Raw genomic sequence first — 13,299 nt, forward strand, 5'->3', positions numbered from 1 at the left:
CGTTGCGGGCCGGGGGTGGATGCCTATCTCGGAATTGAAAGCTCCCTGACCGGGCGGCGATGGATCGGCCCCGGCACGGAAATCGACCGCATGGCCGAGGCAATGACCCAGGCCACCGCCCTGCCCCGCCCGCTGTGCCAGACGCTCGCGCGCCTTGGCGTCGGCACCGATGAGGCCGAAGCCTACCTGGTCCCGGCGCTGCGGGACCTCTTGCCCGATCCGCGCAGCCTCAAGGACATGGAAGCCGCCGCCAAGCGGTTCCTTCAGGCGGTGCGCGACGGGCAGCGGGTCGCGATCTTTGCCGATTATGACGTGGATGGCGGCGCCTCGGCGGCGCTGCTGCTGGACTGGCTGCACCGGATGGGCCAAAGCGCCACGCTTTACGTCCCCGACCGGATCGACGAGGGTTACGGCCCCAACGTGCCCGCCATGTCCGAACTTGCCGCGCATCACGACCTGATCGTCTGCGTCGATTGCGGCACGGTCAGCCATGACGCCATCGCCGCCGCCAAGGGCGCCGATGTGGTGATCCTCGACCACCACCTGGGCGGCGAGACCCTGCCCGATGCGCTGGCCGTGGTGAACCCCAACCGGCAGGACGAATCCGGCGATCTTGCGCATCTGTGCGCCGCGGCGGTCGTGTTTCTGATGCTGGTCGAGGCGGGCCGCCAACTGCGCGAGGCCGGGCAAAAGGGCCCCGACCTCATGGCGATGCTGGATCTTGTGGCGCTGGCCACCGTGGCCGACGTCGCGCCGCTCAAGGGGGTGAACCGCGCCTTCGTGCGCCAGGGGCTGCGGGTGATGGCGCATCGCGCCCGCCCGGGGCTTGTGGCGCTCTGCGATGTGGGACGGCTTGATAGCGCGCCCGCCGCCTATCACCTTGGATTTGTCCTAGGGCCGCGCATCAACGCGGGCGGGCGCATCGGCAAGGCCGATCTTGGCGCGCGCCTGCTGGCCACGCGCGACCCCGCCGAGGCCCGCGCCATGGCCGAGCGGCTGGATCAGCTCAACTCCGAGCGTCGCGAAGTCGAAGCCCAGGTGCGCGCCGCCGCCCTGGAACAGGCCGAAGCGCGCGGCTTCGATGCGCCGCTGGTCTGGGCGGCGGGCGAGGGCTGGCATCCCGGCGTCGTCGGCATCGTCGCCTCTCGCCTCAAGGAACTGACCAACCGGCCCGCCATCGTGATCGGCCTCGACGGCGACGAGGGCAAGGGCTCGGGGCGGTCGGTCTCGGGGGTGGACCTTGGCGCCTCGATCCAGCGCCTCGCCGCCGAGGGCCTGCTGATCAAGGGCGGCGGGCACCGCATGGCTGCCGGGCTGAGCGTGGCACGCGACCGCATCGACGCGGCGATGGCGCGCCTGTCCGAACTGCTGGCCCGTCAGGGCGCGGGCATGGCCGGGCCTGCCGATCTGCGCCTTGACGGGCTGTTGATGCCCGGCGCCGCGACCGTGGAACTGGTCGAACAGATCGAATCCGCCGGTCCTTTCGGCGCAGGCGCGCCGGGTCCGCGCTATGTGTTCCCCGACATGAGCATCGGCTTTGCCAAACGGGTGGGCGAGTCGCACCTGAAACTGCGCTTTGGCGACGGTTTGTCAGGGCAACTCGACGCCATCGCCTTCGGCGCCTTCGACGGGCCCTTGGGCCAGGCACTCGAACAGCATGGCGGCGCGCGCTTCCACCTTGCTGGGCGGCTCGACATCAACCACTGGGGTGGCCGCCAGACCGTGCAATTGCGCCTCGAAGACGCCGCGCCTGCGCGGAAAGCGTGATCCTTGCCCGCCACCGCGCGCGCCCTGGCGCATATCGCACTCGACCGCGTGCATTTTTTGCAAAATGCCTCTTGCGTCGGCCTCTGCTTTTTTCTAGGTAACGCCTCACGCCACGGCATGGCCCGTTCGTCTATCGGTTAGGACGCCAGGTTTTCAACCTGGAAAGAGGGGTTCGATTCCCCTACGGGCTGCCATTTTGCCCCAGCACCACCCAAAAACCACCCGGACAAGGCCGCTTGCAGGCCTTGGCGCTGTTCTCCTGTCCCTCTCGCAACCGTTCAGCCGCCTTCAGAATGTTGTCCTTGCGACATTCGCGTTGCAGTCATGCCGGACAGGTGAGATTGAAAGCGCTGTGATGACAGCACATTCATCCCGGAGGACAACGCGTGACAGTCTCGATCGGCATCGGCCCCAATATCCGCAAATCCGCCTATTTCGACGCCACTGTGCGCGATGGCGTCCGGTGTTTCTCGGTCTATAACCACATGTATATCCCGGCCCATTTCGGCGACCCCGAGGCCGAATATGACCGGTTGCTGAACGGCGTCGCCATGTGGGACGTCGGCGCGCAGCGTCAGGTCGAACTGACCGGCCCCGATGCGGGGCGGCTGGCGCAATACCTGACGCCGCGCAACCTTGCCAAGACCCGCGTCGGCCAGGGCCGCTATGTCCCGCTTTGCGATCACGATGGCTGGCTGATCAACGACCCAGTCCTTCTGAAACTGGCCGGGGATCGCTACTGGCTATCGGTCGCCGACAGCGACATCCACCTCTGGGCCGCGGCCATCGGCCGTGAAAAGGGCTGGGACGTCGCTGTCAGCGAACCCGATGTCTCGCCGATGGCGATACAGGGGCCGAAGGCGGTCGATGTGGCCGCCGCGCTGTTTGGCGACACGGCGCGCGATCTGCGCCATTTCGGCTTCGTCTCCACTACGCTTGACGGCATGCCGCTGGTGCTTGCGCGCTCGGGCTGGTCCAGGCAGGACGGATATGAACTCTATCTCATGGACCGTTCCTGCGGCACGCGGCTCTGGGACAGGGTGAAGGCGGCGGGCGCGCCTTTCGGCATCGGCCCCGGCGCACCCAACGATGTCGAACGGCTGGAAAGCGGGCTCATTTCCTATGGCGCCGACATGCGCTGGCAGGACCACCGCGCCAACCCGTTCGAGATGGGCTTTGGCGCGCTGATCGACCTTGCGGCAGGTCACGATTTCGTCGGTCGCGCCGCGCTGGAACGGCTGGCGGCCAGGCCCGTTGCCCGGCGCCGCACCGGGCTGATCGTCGACGGCGATCCGCCCCTGCCCGGCCATCCGGTAAGGCTGACATGCGATGGCGAGGATGCAGGTTTCGTCAGCGAACTGGCCTGTTCGAAACGGCTTGGCGCGACCATCGCGGTCGGATTGATCGGGGTGGAGTTTGCCGACGCGTCCGGCGCTCTGGCGGTCATGATCGACGGCGTCGCATACCCTGCGCGCCTGCATGATCTGCCCTTCGTGAACTGACCGGCAGGCCGCTGCGCGCTCAGATCACGCCGGTCATCACCAATGCGACGAAACCGCCGCTGACCAACAGCATCAACCCCACCGCCAGCGACCCGAGGTCCTTGGCGTCTTTCGCCATCAGCGACCATTCCGGCGACACCCGGTCAACCAGGATTTCCAGCGCGGTGTTGATCGCCTCGATCGCCAGCACCAGCGCGACAAGGGACACCAGCACCGCCCAATGCCATATCTCGGCCCCCCGCCAAAGGAACCCAAGCGCCGCCCCGCCAGCCGCCAGCAGTTCCAGACGGGCGGCGGTTTCGCGGCTCAGGCGGTGCAACCCGGCCAGCGAATACTGCGCCGCGTCGACGACATGAAGCAGACCGCGCCGCGCGGGAACGACCTTCGGCTCGGGATCTCCCGGGGTGACTTTCTTCACGTGTCTCGGCCCTCGCTGCGGCAGGTTTCGGTCAGGTCAATATCTGAATCCCGCGCGGCGGTCCGCATGTCAAGAAGGCCGGGCATCGCGTGGCGCAGTCTGGTCAGCGCCTCGCGCGTCAATGCCACCCTGCCGATGATCGACGGAATGCACGCGCCGTCAGCCCGCATCCCATCCGCTTTGCCGATAGCGATCCCGCTCAGGGCCGAGAGCCGGTCTCATCCCCTTTGGCGTCCCGTTTTGTCCTTGCCGGCATGTCCGGCGGGTTCGCCGGGTCATAAAGCACGTGGCGTGCGCGCCCGCGATGCTTGGCCGCGTAAAGCGCCGCGTCGGCCTGTGCCAGCATCGTGTCGATATCGGGCGCGTCGCGGTCCCGGCTCAGCACTGCACCGATACTGGCCGAGATGCGGCAGGCCTCGCCTTGATGGATGATGGGCGCTTCCAGCCGGGCGATCAGGCGGCGGGCGAATTCATCCACCTCGGCGCGGCGTGTCATCCCGGTCAGGATCAGCACGAATTCATCCCCGCCAAAGCGCAGCACGGTGTCATCGCTGCGGGTTTCCTCAAGCATCGCCTGCGCGGCGGCGCGCAGCACATGATCCCCCGCCGCATGGCCCAGACTGTAATTGACCGCCTTGAAGAAATCCAGATCGAGGCTCAACAGCGCGAAATCGCGCTCGCCCGCGATCAACCGCGTGGCGACGCGCTCCAGCAAGCGGCGGTTGCCCAAGCCTGTGAGCGTATCGGTGAATGCCTTTTGCTCGGCCTCGGTCTTGCCGCCCTGCAAGCGCATGTTCGCCTTGTGCAGGGCATCCATCGTCATCGTCTTGGCCTCGATCAGATAGAGCATCTCGATCGCGAGATCCGTCGCCGCGAAATCGGCGCGGGTGAGGTCGAAGGCGCGCACCGCCTCCGGCAGCGCAATGGCGAAAGACAGGTTCACCAACGCGCCCCCTGCCGGACCGACCGGCGAGTCCGGCCCGAGCGCCACCAGAACACCCTTCAGCGCCAGCCCCGGCGGCTGGCGCATGCGCAGCCGCAAGGGCAGGCCCGAGGCCGCGCGCAATGCTTCCATCGAATGTCCCTTGACCGGGCGGCGCATCTCGAAGAGTTCCAGAAAGCGGCGGCCGCGCAGATCGCCCTCCGGGTGGATGCGCTGCAATGTCGGCCCGGCATGGACGATATGACCATGCGCGCCAAGGCGCGCGTGCATCGGGCAGAGCGTGTCGAAAAGCGTGCTCACCGGCCCGACTCCGCCCCGAGCGCGAAATCGCGCCCCTCGCTGTGATCCTGCACCAGAAGCTCCACCTCGATCAACTCGCGGCCCGCATTCTGGCCCTTGTAATCCAGCGTGGCCAGGGTGCCGTAATCATCCGCCATGGCCCGCAACAGCCCCAGGAACGCGGCACCGAACCCCTCGGACTCGGGACTGACGGGCGTCACCGCAAGCGTGAACACGCCCCCCCGGCAGGCGACCACCTCGAGGCGCGGCAGTTCCAGCCCCGGCAGCGCCAGATGCGCGCGGTCGGGCAGATCGTCCAGCGAATGCATGAATTCCTCGAAACTGTCACCCCCGAAGCGCAGCAGGCGGCGCACGGAGGCATTATGTGGATGGGTCACGAGATAAGTGCCGATATCCTCCTCGATGGCGCGCAATGGCCGCTTCAGGACATTCTCCACCACCGCCAGCAGGTGCTGGGTGACGCTGGCGTCACACGCCTGCATCGAATCGAACGCGCCGATATCGGGGTCCAGCAAGCGCGCGACCTGCGACCATATCTCGATCCCATATGTATCGCGCACGAACCGCTCGACCGAGCGATTGACAAGCCCATGCATCACGGCCTCCACTCTCCAACCGCGCCCAGCATGCGAAAACACCCGTTAATTCCGCCTCAACAGTTTCAATTGTCGCGATTTTTCCCACAGACCCAGCCACCGCTTGCCCTGTCGCGGCTGGCTTGATACACGGGGGTATCCGTTGGGGTGCCTTGGGACAACCAAGGCTGAGAGGTCCGTGACCAACCCATCGAACCTGATCCGGTCAGTACCGGCGGAGGGAACGGAGCACAGATATCGCATCGCGCGCCCCGCTCTTCCCTCGCCCCGGACCCGGAATGAGAAAGGAAGAGAGAGAGTGCCCATGACCCGCCTTATCGCCCTTGCCGCCAGCATGTTGCTTGCCGGCCCCTCCCTGGCCCAGGACAGGATGACGCTTGTCCTCGACTGGTTCATCAACCCCAATCACGGCCCGATCATCGTGGCGCAGGAACAGGGCTACTTTGCCGACGAGAACCTCGCGGTCGAAGTGATCGCCCCCGCCGATCCCGCCGCCCCGCCCAAGATGGTTGCCGCGGGCAAGGCCGATCTTGCCATTTCGTATCAGCCGCAACTGCACCTCCAGGTCGCCGAAGGCCTGCCGCTCAAACGGGTCGGCACGCTGGTCGCAAGCCCACTCAACTGCCTTCTGGTGCTCGAGGACGGCCCCGTCGGGTCCGTCTCCGATCTCAAGGGCCGCAAGGTGGGCTTCTCGGTCGCCGGTGTCGAAGAGGCGCTGCTCGGCGCGCTACTTTCCGAAGCCGGGCTGACGCTTGAGGATATCGACCTCATCAACGTCAACTGGTCGCTCTCGCCCTCGCTCATGTCGGGGCAGGTCGATGCGGTGCTCGGGGCCTATCGCAATTTCGAACTGAACCAGATGACGATCGAAGGCGTCGAAGGCCGCTGCATGTTCCTTGAGGAAATGGGCGTGCCGTCCTATGACGAGCTGATCTACGTCGCCAATCCCGAGACCGCCGACATGGCGGTGATCCAGCGCTTCATGCGGGCCACCGAGCGCGCCACGCAGTTCATCGTGAACCACCCGCAGGAAAGCTGGGAGATCTTCTCGGCCACCTCGGCGGACCTTCAGGACCAGTTGAATGAAATGGCCTGGGCCGACACGATCCCGCGCTTCGCGCTGCGCCCCTCGGCGCTGGATCATGGCCGCTACCGCGCCTTCAGCGCCTTCCTTCAGGAGGCCGGGCTGATCGACGCGGCCCAGCCGGTCGGCACTCTGGCCATCGACCCGGCGGCGCAATGACCCGGTATGGCGAAACCTTCACGGCATGGCGCGCGGCGGCGGGCGATCACTGGCCCGCCTATACGCGCCATGCCTTCGTCGAAGGGCTGCGCGACGGCAGCCTGCCGCGCGCGGTCTTCCTGGACTACCTGGTGCAGGATTACATTTTCCTGATCCATTTCTCGCGCGCCTGGGCGCTGGCGGTGACCAAGGCCGACACGGTGGATGAAATGCGCCTCGCGTCGGGTACGGTGAACGCGCTCATCAATGACGAGATGGCGCTCCATATCCGCATCTGCGCCGACGCGGGAATCAGCGAGGCCGCGCTATCGCAAGCCGAGGAAAAGACCCAGAATATCGCCTATACGCGCTATGTTCTGGATGCCGGTCATTCGGGCGATTTTCTCGACCTGCTCGCGGCGCTGGCGCCTTGCGTGCTGGGTTACGGCGAGATCGGCGCGCGGCTTTCGCGCGAGGCCACGTCCGACATCTATGCCGACTGGATCGCCACCTATGCGGGCAAGGATTACCAGCAGGTCTGCCGCGATGTGGGCGGATTGATCGATGCGGCCATCGCCCGCCGCCTCGGCCCGGCGCCGCAGGACAGCCCCCGCTGGGCGCATCTGGCGGATCGCTTCGCCACCGCGACCCGGCTCGAGGTCGGGTTCTGGGACATGGGGTTCGAGGGGTGAACGCCCCGGCGCTGCATATTTCGGGCGCGGCCCGGATCGGCGCGGTGCCGGTTTTCGGGCCGCTGTCCCTCAGGGCCGCGGCGGGCCAGTGGACCTGCCTTCTGGGACCGTCGGGCGTGGGCAAGACGACGCTCTTGCGGCTGATCACCGGCGTTGACGAGGTGACAAGCTTTGACGGCACCATCGCCGCCAGCGACGGCCTGGCGCTTGAGGGGCGCATCGCCCTGATGGCGCAGACCGATCTTCTGATGCCCTGGCTTGACGTGATGGACAACACGCTGCTTGGCGCGCGCCTGCGCGGCGAAAGCCCTGATCGCGCCCGCGCCCGTGATGTGCTGCACCGCGTCGGGCTCTCAGATCATGTGCATAAACGCCCCCATGCCCTGTCGGGCGGGCAGCGCCAGCGCGTCGCGCTCGCGCGCACGCTGATGGAGGACCGCGCCTTCGTGCTGCTCGATGAACCCTTCTCGGCGCTCGATGCGCGCACCCGCTCGCAGATGCAGGACCTTGCCTGCGAACTCCTGCGCGGGCGCACCGTGCTGATGGTCACCCATGACCCGGCCGAAGCCGCACGGCTGGGCGATGCGATCCTGATCATGGAACCCGACGGTCTCACTCCCGTGCCGCCCCCGCCCGGCCCCGCACCGCGCCCCGAAAACGACCCCGACACATTGCGCGCGCAAGCCGATCTGCTGATCCGCCTGCGCGACAGCCCGACATGACGAAGGAGCCACCCATGCGCCCGACGCAACACCTGAAATCGCTGGCCTTTCAGGACTGGCAGGCGGCCACGCGCCATCCCTTCACCACGGCGCTGGCCGATGGCAAGCTCGGCGAGGATAAGATGCTGGCCTATCTGCGCCAGGATCATCTTTTCATCGACGGTTTCGTGCGGCTGCTGGCCTCGGCCATCGCCCACGCCCCCTCGCTGCCCGACGCGATCCCGGCGGCGCAGTTCCTCGGCCTCATCTGCGGCCCCGAGAACACCTATTTCCTGCGCGCGATCAAGGCGCTTGGCGGCGATCCCGAGACCCCGGCCAAAGCGGCGCCCGTCACGGCGGAATTTCAGGAGCTGATGGCCCGCGCCGCCGCATCGGGGCGCTATGAACAGATGCTGGCGGTGCTGGTCGTGGCGGAATGGAGCTATCTTGAATGGGCATCGCCTTTCCAAGATCGCGCAGACAGGCTGCCGTTCTGGTTCGGCGAATGGATCGGGCTGCATACGGGCGCAGGATTCGAAGGCGTGGTGGCGTATCTGCGCGATCAGCTTGACAGTGCATGGCGGGGGCTCGACGATGACGCGCGCCGCGCGGTCGAAGCCACCTTCACCCATGCCGTCACCCTTGAGCGGCGCTTCTTTGACGCCGCGCAGGACGGGTTCGGCGGATCATGAAGGGCTGGCCCTCGATCCTTGCCTCGGCATGTCTGGGAATCGTGCTCTGGCAGGCGGTGGTGATTCTGGCCGCACCGCCGCGCTATATTCTGCCGCCGCCGCTCGATGTGGCGCAAACGCTCTGGTCGGCGCGCGAACAGATCGCGCATCACTCGGTCTATACGATCGGCGAGATTCTGATCGGGCTTTGCCTCGGCGCGGTGCTCGGGGCGGTCTCGGCGATCGGGCTTGCGGCGTCTCCGCTGGCGCAGGCGCTGCTGCGCCCGATGATGGTGTTCAGCCAGGCGATCCCGGTTTTCGTTCTCGCGCCGATCCTGACGCTGTGGCTGGGCTATGGGATCTGGCCCAAGGTGATGATGGCGCTGCTCATCATCTATTTCCCGGTCACCTCGGCCTTCTTCGATGCGCTGATGCGCACGCCGGGCGCATGGCTCGACCTTGCCCGCGTCATGGGCGCGCGCCCGGTGCGGGTGATGTGGCATATCCGCATTCCTGCCGCATTGCCGGGCCTGGCCTCGGGGCTGCGGCTGGCGGCGGTCTATGCGCCCATCGGAGTGATCATCAGCGAATGGGTCGGCGCGTCGCGCGGGCTTGGCTATCTCATCCTGCTGGCGCTTGGCCGGGTGAAGGTGGATCTCATGTTCGCCACCACCATCGCGCTGGCGGTGTTCACCCTGCTGCTTTACGCCGCCATCGACCAGTTCTGCCGCCGCTGGCTGGATGCGCCAGGCGACTGAAAAGGGACAGGCGGGGGCGCTGCCCCCGTCGCCGCAAGCGGCGACTCCCCCCGAGGTATTTTCGGGCCAGATGAAGCCCGGTGCCGGGGCGCGCGCGAAGACCGACACGATACCGACATCATACCGACGCGATGCCGAAGTGGTGCGGCCTCAGAAATCGGTCGGCGCGCCGCCTTCGGATTTGCGCCGCTCGACAAAGGCGGCCAGCTCCTCGCGCAGGCTTTCCTCCATCGGCGGTGCTTCATAGCTGCCCAGGATGTCCTGGCCGATCTGATGGGCGCGCTGCGCTGTCCAGACACCGCCCCCCGCCTCCCAGGCCTCGTAGTTGCGCCAGTCGCTCAGGAAGGGCTGGTAGAAGGCGGTGGTGTAGCGGTCCTGGGTGTGCTGGATGCCGAAGAAATGCCCCTGATCGCCCACCTCGCGCACCGCGTCAAAGGCGATCTCGTCGGGGCCGGTCGCTGTCAGGAAGGGGTTCATATATCTTTGAATATGCTGTATTATTTCGCAATCCATGATGAATTTCTCGGGGCTGGCGATCAGCCCGCCCTCCAGCCAGCCAGCGGCGTGATAGATCATGTTGGCACCCGACTGCACCCCTGACCAGAGGCTGTTGGAGGTCTCCCACATGGCCTGCCCGTCCGGCACATTGGCCGCACAGACGCCACTGGCGCGCATCGGCAGGCCATAAAAGCGGGCCAGTTGCCCGGTCATCTGCGTGGCGCGCATGTATTCCGGCGTGCCAAAGGCGGGCGCGCCCGATTTCATGTCGACATTCGAGGTGAAGGTCCCGATCGCGCAGGCCGCGCCGGGTCGGATCAGCTGCGCCAGCACCACCGCGCAAAGCCCCTCGGCCAGGCTCTGCGCCACCGCCCCCGCCATCGTCACCGGCGCCATCGCCCCGGCCAGCGTGAAGGGGGTGACCACCAGCCCCTGGTTGCGCCGCGCCACGCGCATCCAGCCGTCCAGCATCGGGTAATCATGCTTGAGCGGGGAGGTCGAATTGATGTTGGTATACATATGCGGCGCGGCTTCGAACGCCTCATGGCTGAGCCCGCCCGCGATGCGCACCATCTCCATCACGTCCTCGACCCGCTCGGGCCCGAGGCAATACGCATGGGCGACCTTGTCGGTCAGCGTCAGCTTGTCATAGAGCACATCCAGATGCCGCACGCTGGCGTGAATGTCCTGTGGCTCGACCGGGTAGCCGCCGATGAAGTGGATACAGTTGAAATACTGGCTGAGCTTCAGCAGCGTGCGGCACATCTCGCGATTGCCAGGCACCTTGCGGCCAAGCGACATGTCCCAGTAATTGGGCGGCGACGAGACATTTCCGAACACCATGTTCCGCCCGCCTATGGTGATGCGCCTGTCGGGATTACGCGGCGTGATCGTCCATTGGCGCGGCGCCTTGGCAATCATCTCCATCACGAAGTCGCGCCCCATCCGGACGGTCTCGCCCTCGATGTCGCAGCCCCCCGAAGCGCGCAGGATCTCGAGCGCCTCGGGATTGAGAAACGCGATGCCGATCTCTTCGAGGATTCGCATCGCGCCATCATGAATTGCCGCGATTCCGTCCGCGTCGAGTGGTTCGACCGGCCGGTCGGTATTGACCGGCGGGTTCCAGGGCATCTGCTCGATCACGGCGACGCCACGGCGCTGTGCATTGCCGGCGCGCCCGCCGCTGCGTTTTCTGCGTTTCGCCGGCTCTGTCATGTCGGGCCTCCGCTGCTGCTGCCCCCATGAGAGCACTGGCCATCCGGCAGCGTTTGCCACTTTGCGACTGATCCTGTCGTTTTTGGAAAACTCGGGACGTCAGCGCGCGCGGCGCGCCCGGCTTGCGCGTTGCCCGGTCCAGAGGATGTAGAGCGCAAGGCTGCCGACCACCAGCGTGCCGCCCAGAATCATCATCGGCGTCGGCGCCTCGCCGGTGCCCAGCCACACCCAGGCCGGCCCCAGCACGGTTTCGAGCAACAAGAGCAGGCTGACATTGGAAGCATGGGTGAATCGCGATGCCAGCGACAGCGTGAAGAACGACACCGGCAGGATCACCAGCCCCGTCACCGCGATCGCCCAGACGGTGCCCCCCGTCATCGCGGCGGGGCCTGCGATGCTCAGCCCGCTCAGCCCCGCCAGAACAGCGCCGGTGCCGATTACCAGAAGGATGGGCAGTTGCGGGCGGCGACGGATCACCACGAAATTGAGCGCCAGCGCGATCGCCGTCCCCAACCCGAACAACGCTCCCAGCAACGAAGCCGGGTTCAGGCCGACCTCGCCCTTGTCGCCACTCAGCACCGCGATCCCGATCCCTGTCATCACCGCCACAATGGTGATCCAGGTCGCCACGCGCGTGGGTTCCCCCAGGATCAGCCAGGCCAGCACCGCCGAGAATACCGGTACCGTGGCCAGTCCGAACAGCACCACAGCAACCGGCGCCAGCGAGATACCAAGCGCGAACAGGCAGGCATTGGCGAACTGACAGGCCACGATGGTCAGTCCGAACCCCGAGACCAGCACCCGCAGATCGCCGCGCCGGTCGCGGCTCAGGATGGCCCAGGCGGTCAGCATCGCGCTTCCCATCAAGAGGCCGCGCCATGCGATCATCTCGAAACCGCCCATACCCGACCAGCGCATGAACATCGTGTCCGGGGTCAGGACCAGCGTGCCGAAGGCGGCCAGCAGAATGCCGAAAAGCGGATGGCGCGTCATGCGGTCATCCAGGCGGGCAGATGCCCGACATCCGGAAGGACCGCATCGGCAAACGGCGAGAGTTCATCGGCAAGGCTGGTGCCGGTCAGAACGCCCACCGTCTGCATCCCAGCAGCGCGCCCCGCGCGCAGATCATGGGTGCTGTCGCCCACCATCACGACCCTTTCCGGGGCAAGCTCGACTTGTCGCGCAAAGGCCAGCAGAGGGCCGGGGTCGGGTTTGGCACCATGGCCGGAATCGAAACCTGCGATGAAGGTGAAACAGGTCTCGATGCCCGCATGCGCCAGATGGCGGCGCGCTCCGTATTCCGTGTCGTTTGTCATCACGCCAAGCGCCAGCCCATCGGCCATGAATTCAGCCAGAAGCTCGGTCAACGGCACCGCAGGAGCGGGCGGCGCTTCGGCGGCGCTCAGCATCAGGAAATGCTCGATCTCGTCAACGCCGCGCCCCGGCAAGGCGCGGGCGACGCATTCGGCGCCTTCGCGGTTCGTGCCCGCGATCATCGGGCTCTCGGGCCGGAACCGGCCGGCCGCGAGGTCAAAACCGATCTCACTGGCGATCCGGGCCATGGTCGCCGCCTCGCCGCCGGAAAGATCGCGGATGATATCGGCCGCCCAATCGCTCCAGGTGGCGTGGAAATCGAAAAGCGTGCCATCCTTGTCGAACAGGATCGCGTCAACCTTTCTTGCCAGGTCCTTGCGTATTGCGGTCATGTCCAGTTCACCTGCTCACCCCCCGGAAGTGCGGCGCGGGCGCGCATCGGCAGATCCGTGGCCAGACCCTGCGCCTCGCAACAGGCCAGCACCCAGGCATCGTCCATCAGGATGAAATCCAGAACCGAGCCAAGGAAATCAGGGTCATGGACAGCATCGCGCAGGGCCTCTTGCGAGGCCCCGGTGGTGCCCATGAACACGCCGAGCAGCTCGTCGTTACCCATCAGCCAGACCAGGCATTTCAGCGCGATCGTTTCGGCGGACTCTTGCGTCAAAGTCAAAATGATTAATTCCCGGAAAGGTTTTCTTA

14 protein-coding genes, 1 tRNA gene and 1 riboswitch are annotated in these 13,299 nt (G+C 66.3%); of the genes, 8 read left to right on the forward strand and 7 right to left on the reverse strand.

All coding sequences use genetic code 11. The features are described 5' to 3' along the window. The first annotated feature begins 15 nt into the window (after nt 1-15). The 3 genes from recJ (at nt 16) to N5A93_RS05895 (ending at nt 3,269) form a co-directional block, all read left to right on the forward strand. The gene (gene recJ, locus N5A93_RS05885; protein WP_268954149.1) at nt 16-1,767 is read left to right on the forward strand and encodes a single-stranded-DNA-specific exonuclease RecJ; all 1,752 of its coding nucleotides are present in this window, start codon (nt 16-18) and stop codon (nt 1,765-1,767) included. A gap of 119 nt (nt 1,768-1,886) precedes the next feature. Beyond that, nucleotides 1,887-1,961: transfer RNA gene (locus N5A93_RS05890), tRNA-Glu, on the forward strand. A gap of 192 nt (nt 1,962-2,153) precedes the next feature. Further along, nucleotides 2,154-3,269, forward strand: coding sequence for a glycine cleavage T C-terminal barrel domain-containing protein (locus N5A93_RS05895; protein ID WP_268954150.1), 1,116 nt, complete (start codon nt 2,154-2,156; stop codon nt 3,267-3,269). Nucleotides 3,270-3,288: 19 nt separating this feature from the next. Here the strand turns inward: N5A93_RS05895 and N5A93_RS05900 are convergent, their stop codons facing one another. From N5A93_RS05900 to N5A93_RS05910, 3 genes are all read right to left on the reverse strand, one after another. Continuing rightward, nucleotides 3,289-3,687 (reverse strand): diacylglycerol kinase, encoded by a 399-nt coding sequence (locus N5A93_RS05900; RefSeq protein WP_268954151.1) that lies wholly within the window; start codon nt 3,685-3,687, stop codon nt 3,289-3,291. 199 nt (nt 3,688-3,886) lie between these two features. Continuing rightward, nucleotides 3,887-4,930 carry a diguanylate cyclase domain-containing protein gene (locus N5A93_RS05905; protein ID WP_268954152.1) on the reverse strand — a complete coding sequence of 348 codons (1,044 nt, stop codon included), beginning with the start codon at nt 4,928-4,930 and terminating at the stop codon, nt 3,887-3,889. Beyond that, nucleotides 4,927-5,526 carry a heme NO-binding domain-containing protein gene (locus tag N5A93_RS05910; RefSeq protein ID WP_268954153.1) on the reverse strand — a complete coding sequence of 200 codons (600 nt, stop codon included), beginning with the start codon at nt 5,524-5,526 and terminating at the stop codon, nt 4,927-4,929. The genes N5A93_RS05905 and N5A93_RS05910 overlap by 4 nt, the downstream gene beginning before the upstream one ends. Nucleotides 5,527-5,659: 133 nt before the next feature. After that, a riboswitch (TPP riboswitch) is annotated at nt 5,660-5,766 on the forward strand. A gap of 64 nt (nt 5,767-5,830) precedes the next feature. Here N5A93_RS05910 and N5A93_RS05915 point away from each other — a divergent pair. The 5 genes from N5A93_RS05915 to N5A93_RS05935 are packed head-to-tail and all read left to right on the forward strand — an operon-like array spanning nt 5,831 to nt 9,570. Continuing rightward, nucleotides 5,831-6,769, forward strand: a complete 939-nt coding sequence (locus N5A93_RS05915) for an ABC transporter substrate-binding protein (RefSeq protein ID WP_268954154.1) — start codon at nt 5,831-5,833, stop codon at nt 6,767-6,769. Then, the gene (locus N5A93_RS05920) at nt 6,766-7,440 is read left to right on the forward strand and encodes a TenA family protein (RefSeq protein ID WP_268954155.1); all 675 of its coding nucleotides are present in this window, start codon (nt 6,766-6,768) and stop codon (nt 7,438-7,440) included. The genes N5A93_RS05915 and N5A93_RS05920 overlap by 4 nt, the downstream gene beginning before the upstream one ends. Then, entirely contained in the window at nt 7,437-8,162 is a 726-nt protein-coding gene (locus tag N5A93_RS05925) for an ABC transporter ATP-binding protein (protein WP_268954156.1), read from the forward strand. The genes N5A93_RS05920 and N5A93_RS05925 overlap by 4 nt, the downstream gene beginning before the upstream one ends. 14 nt (nt 8,163-8,176) lie before the next feature. After that, the gene (locus N5A93_RS05930) at nt 8,177-8,833 is read left to right on the forward strand and encodes a TenA family protein (protein WP_268954157.1); all 657 of its coding nucleotides are present in this window, start codon (nt 8,177-8,179) and stop codon (nt 8,831-8,833) included. Next, nucleotides 8,830-9,570 (forward strand): ABC transporter permease, encoded by a 741-nt coding sequence (locus N5A93_RS05935; RefSeq protein WP_268954158.1) that lies wholly within the window; start codon nt 8,830-8,832, stop codon nt 9,568-9,570. The genes N5A93_RS05930 and N5A93_RS05935 overlap by 4 nt, the downstream gene beginning before the upstream one ends. Before the next feature lie 150 nt (nt 9,571-9,720). Here the strand turns inward: N5A93_RS05935 and N5A93_RS05940 are convergent, their stop codons facing one another. The 4 genes from N5A93_RS05940 to N5A93_RS05955 all read right to left on the reverse strand — a co-directional run bounded on the left by N5A93_RS05940 (nt 9,721) and on the right by N5A93_RS05955 (nt 13,270). After that, nucleotides 9,721-11,283: a trimethylamine methyltransferase family protein gene (locus N5A93_RS05940; RefSeq protein ID WP_268954159.1), complete on the reverse strand. Its 1,563-nt coding sequence runs from the start codon at nt 11,281-11,283 to the stop codon at nt 9,721-9,723. Nucleotides 11,284-11,382: 99 nt separating this feature from the next. After that, a complete protein-coding gene (locus N5A93_RS05945) occupies nt 11,383-12,276 on the reverse strand; it encodes a DMT family transporter (RefSeq protein WP_268954160.1) in 894 nt (297 codons plus the stop codon). Further along, entirely contained in the window at nt 12,273-12,989 is a 717-nt protein-coding gene (locus N5A93_RS05950; RefSeq protein WP_268954161.1) for an HAD family hydrolase, read from the reverse strand. The genes N5A93_RS05945 and N5A93_RS05950 overlap by 4 nt, the downstream gene beginning before the upstream one ends. Next, nucleotides 12,986-13,270, reverse strand: a complete 285-nt coding sequence (locus N5A93_RS05955; protein ID WP_268954162.1) for a DUF3572 domain-containing protein — start codon at nt 13,268-13,270, stop codon at nt 12,986-12,988. Before N5A93_RS05955 ends, N5A93_RS05950 begins: the two co-directional genes overlap by 4 nt. Nucleotides 13,271-13,299: the final 29 nt, after the last annotated feature.

Origin of the sequence: Roseovarius salincola (genome assembly GCF_026891095.1) — a bacterium.
GTDB lineage: Bacteria > Pseudomonadota > Alphaproteobacteria > Rhodobacterales > Rhodobacteraceae > Roseovarius > Roseovarius salincola.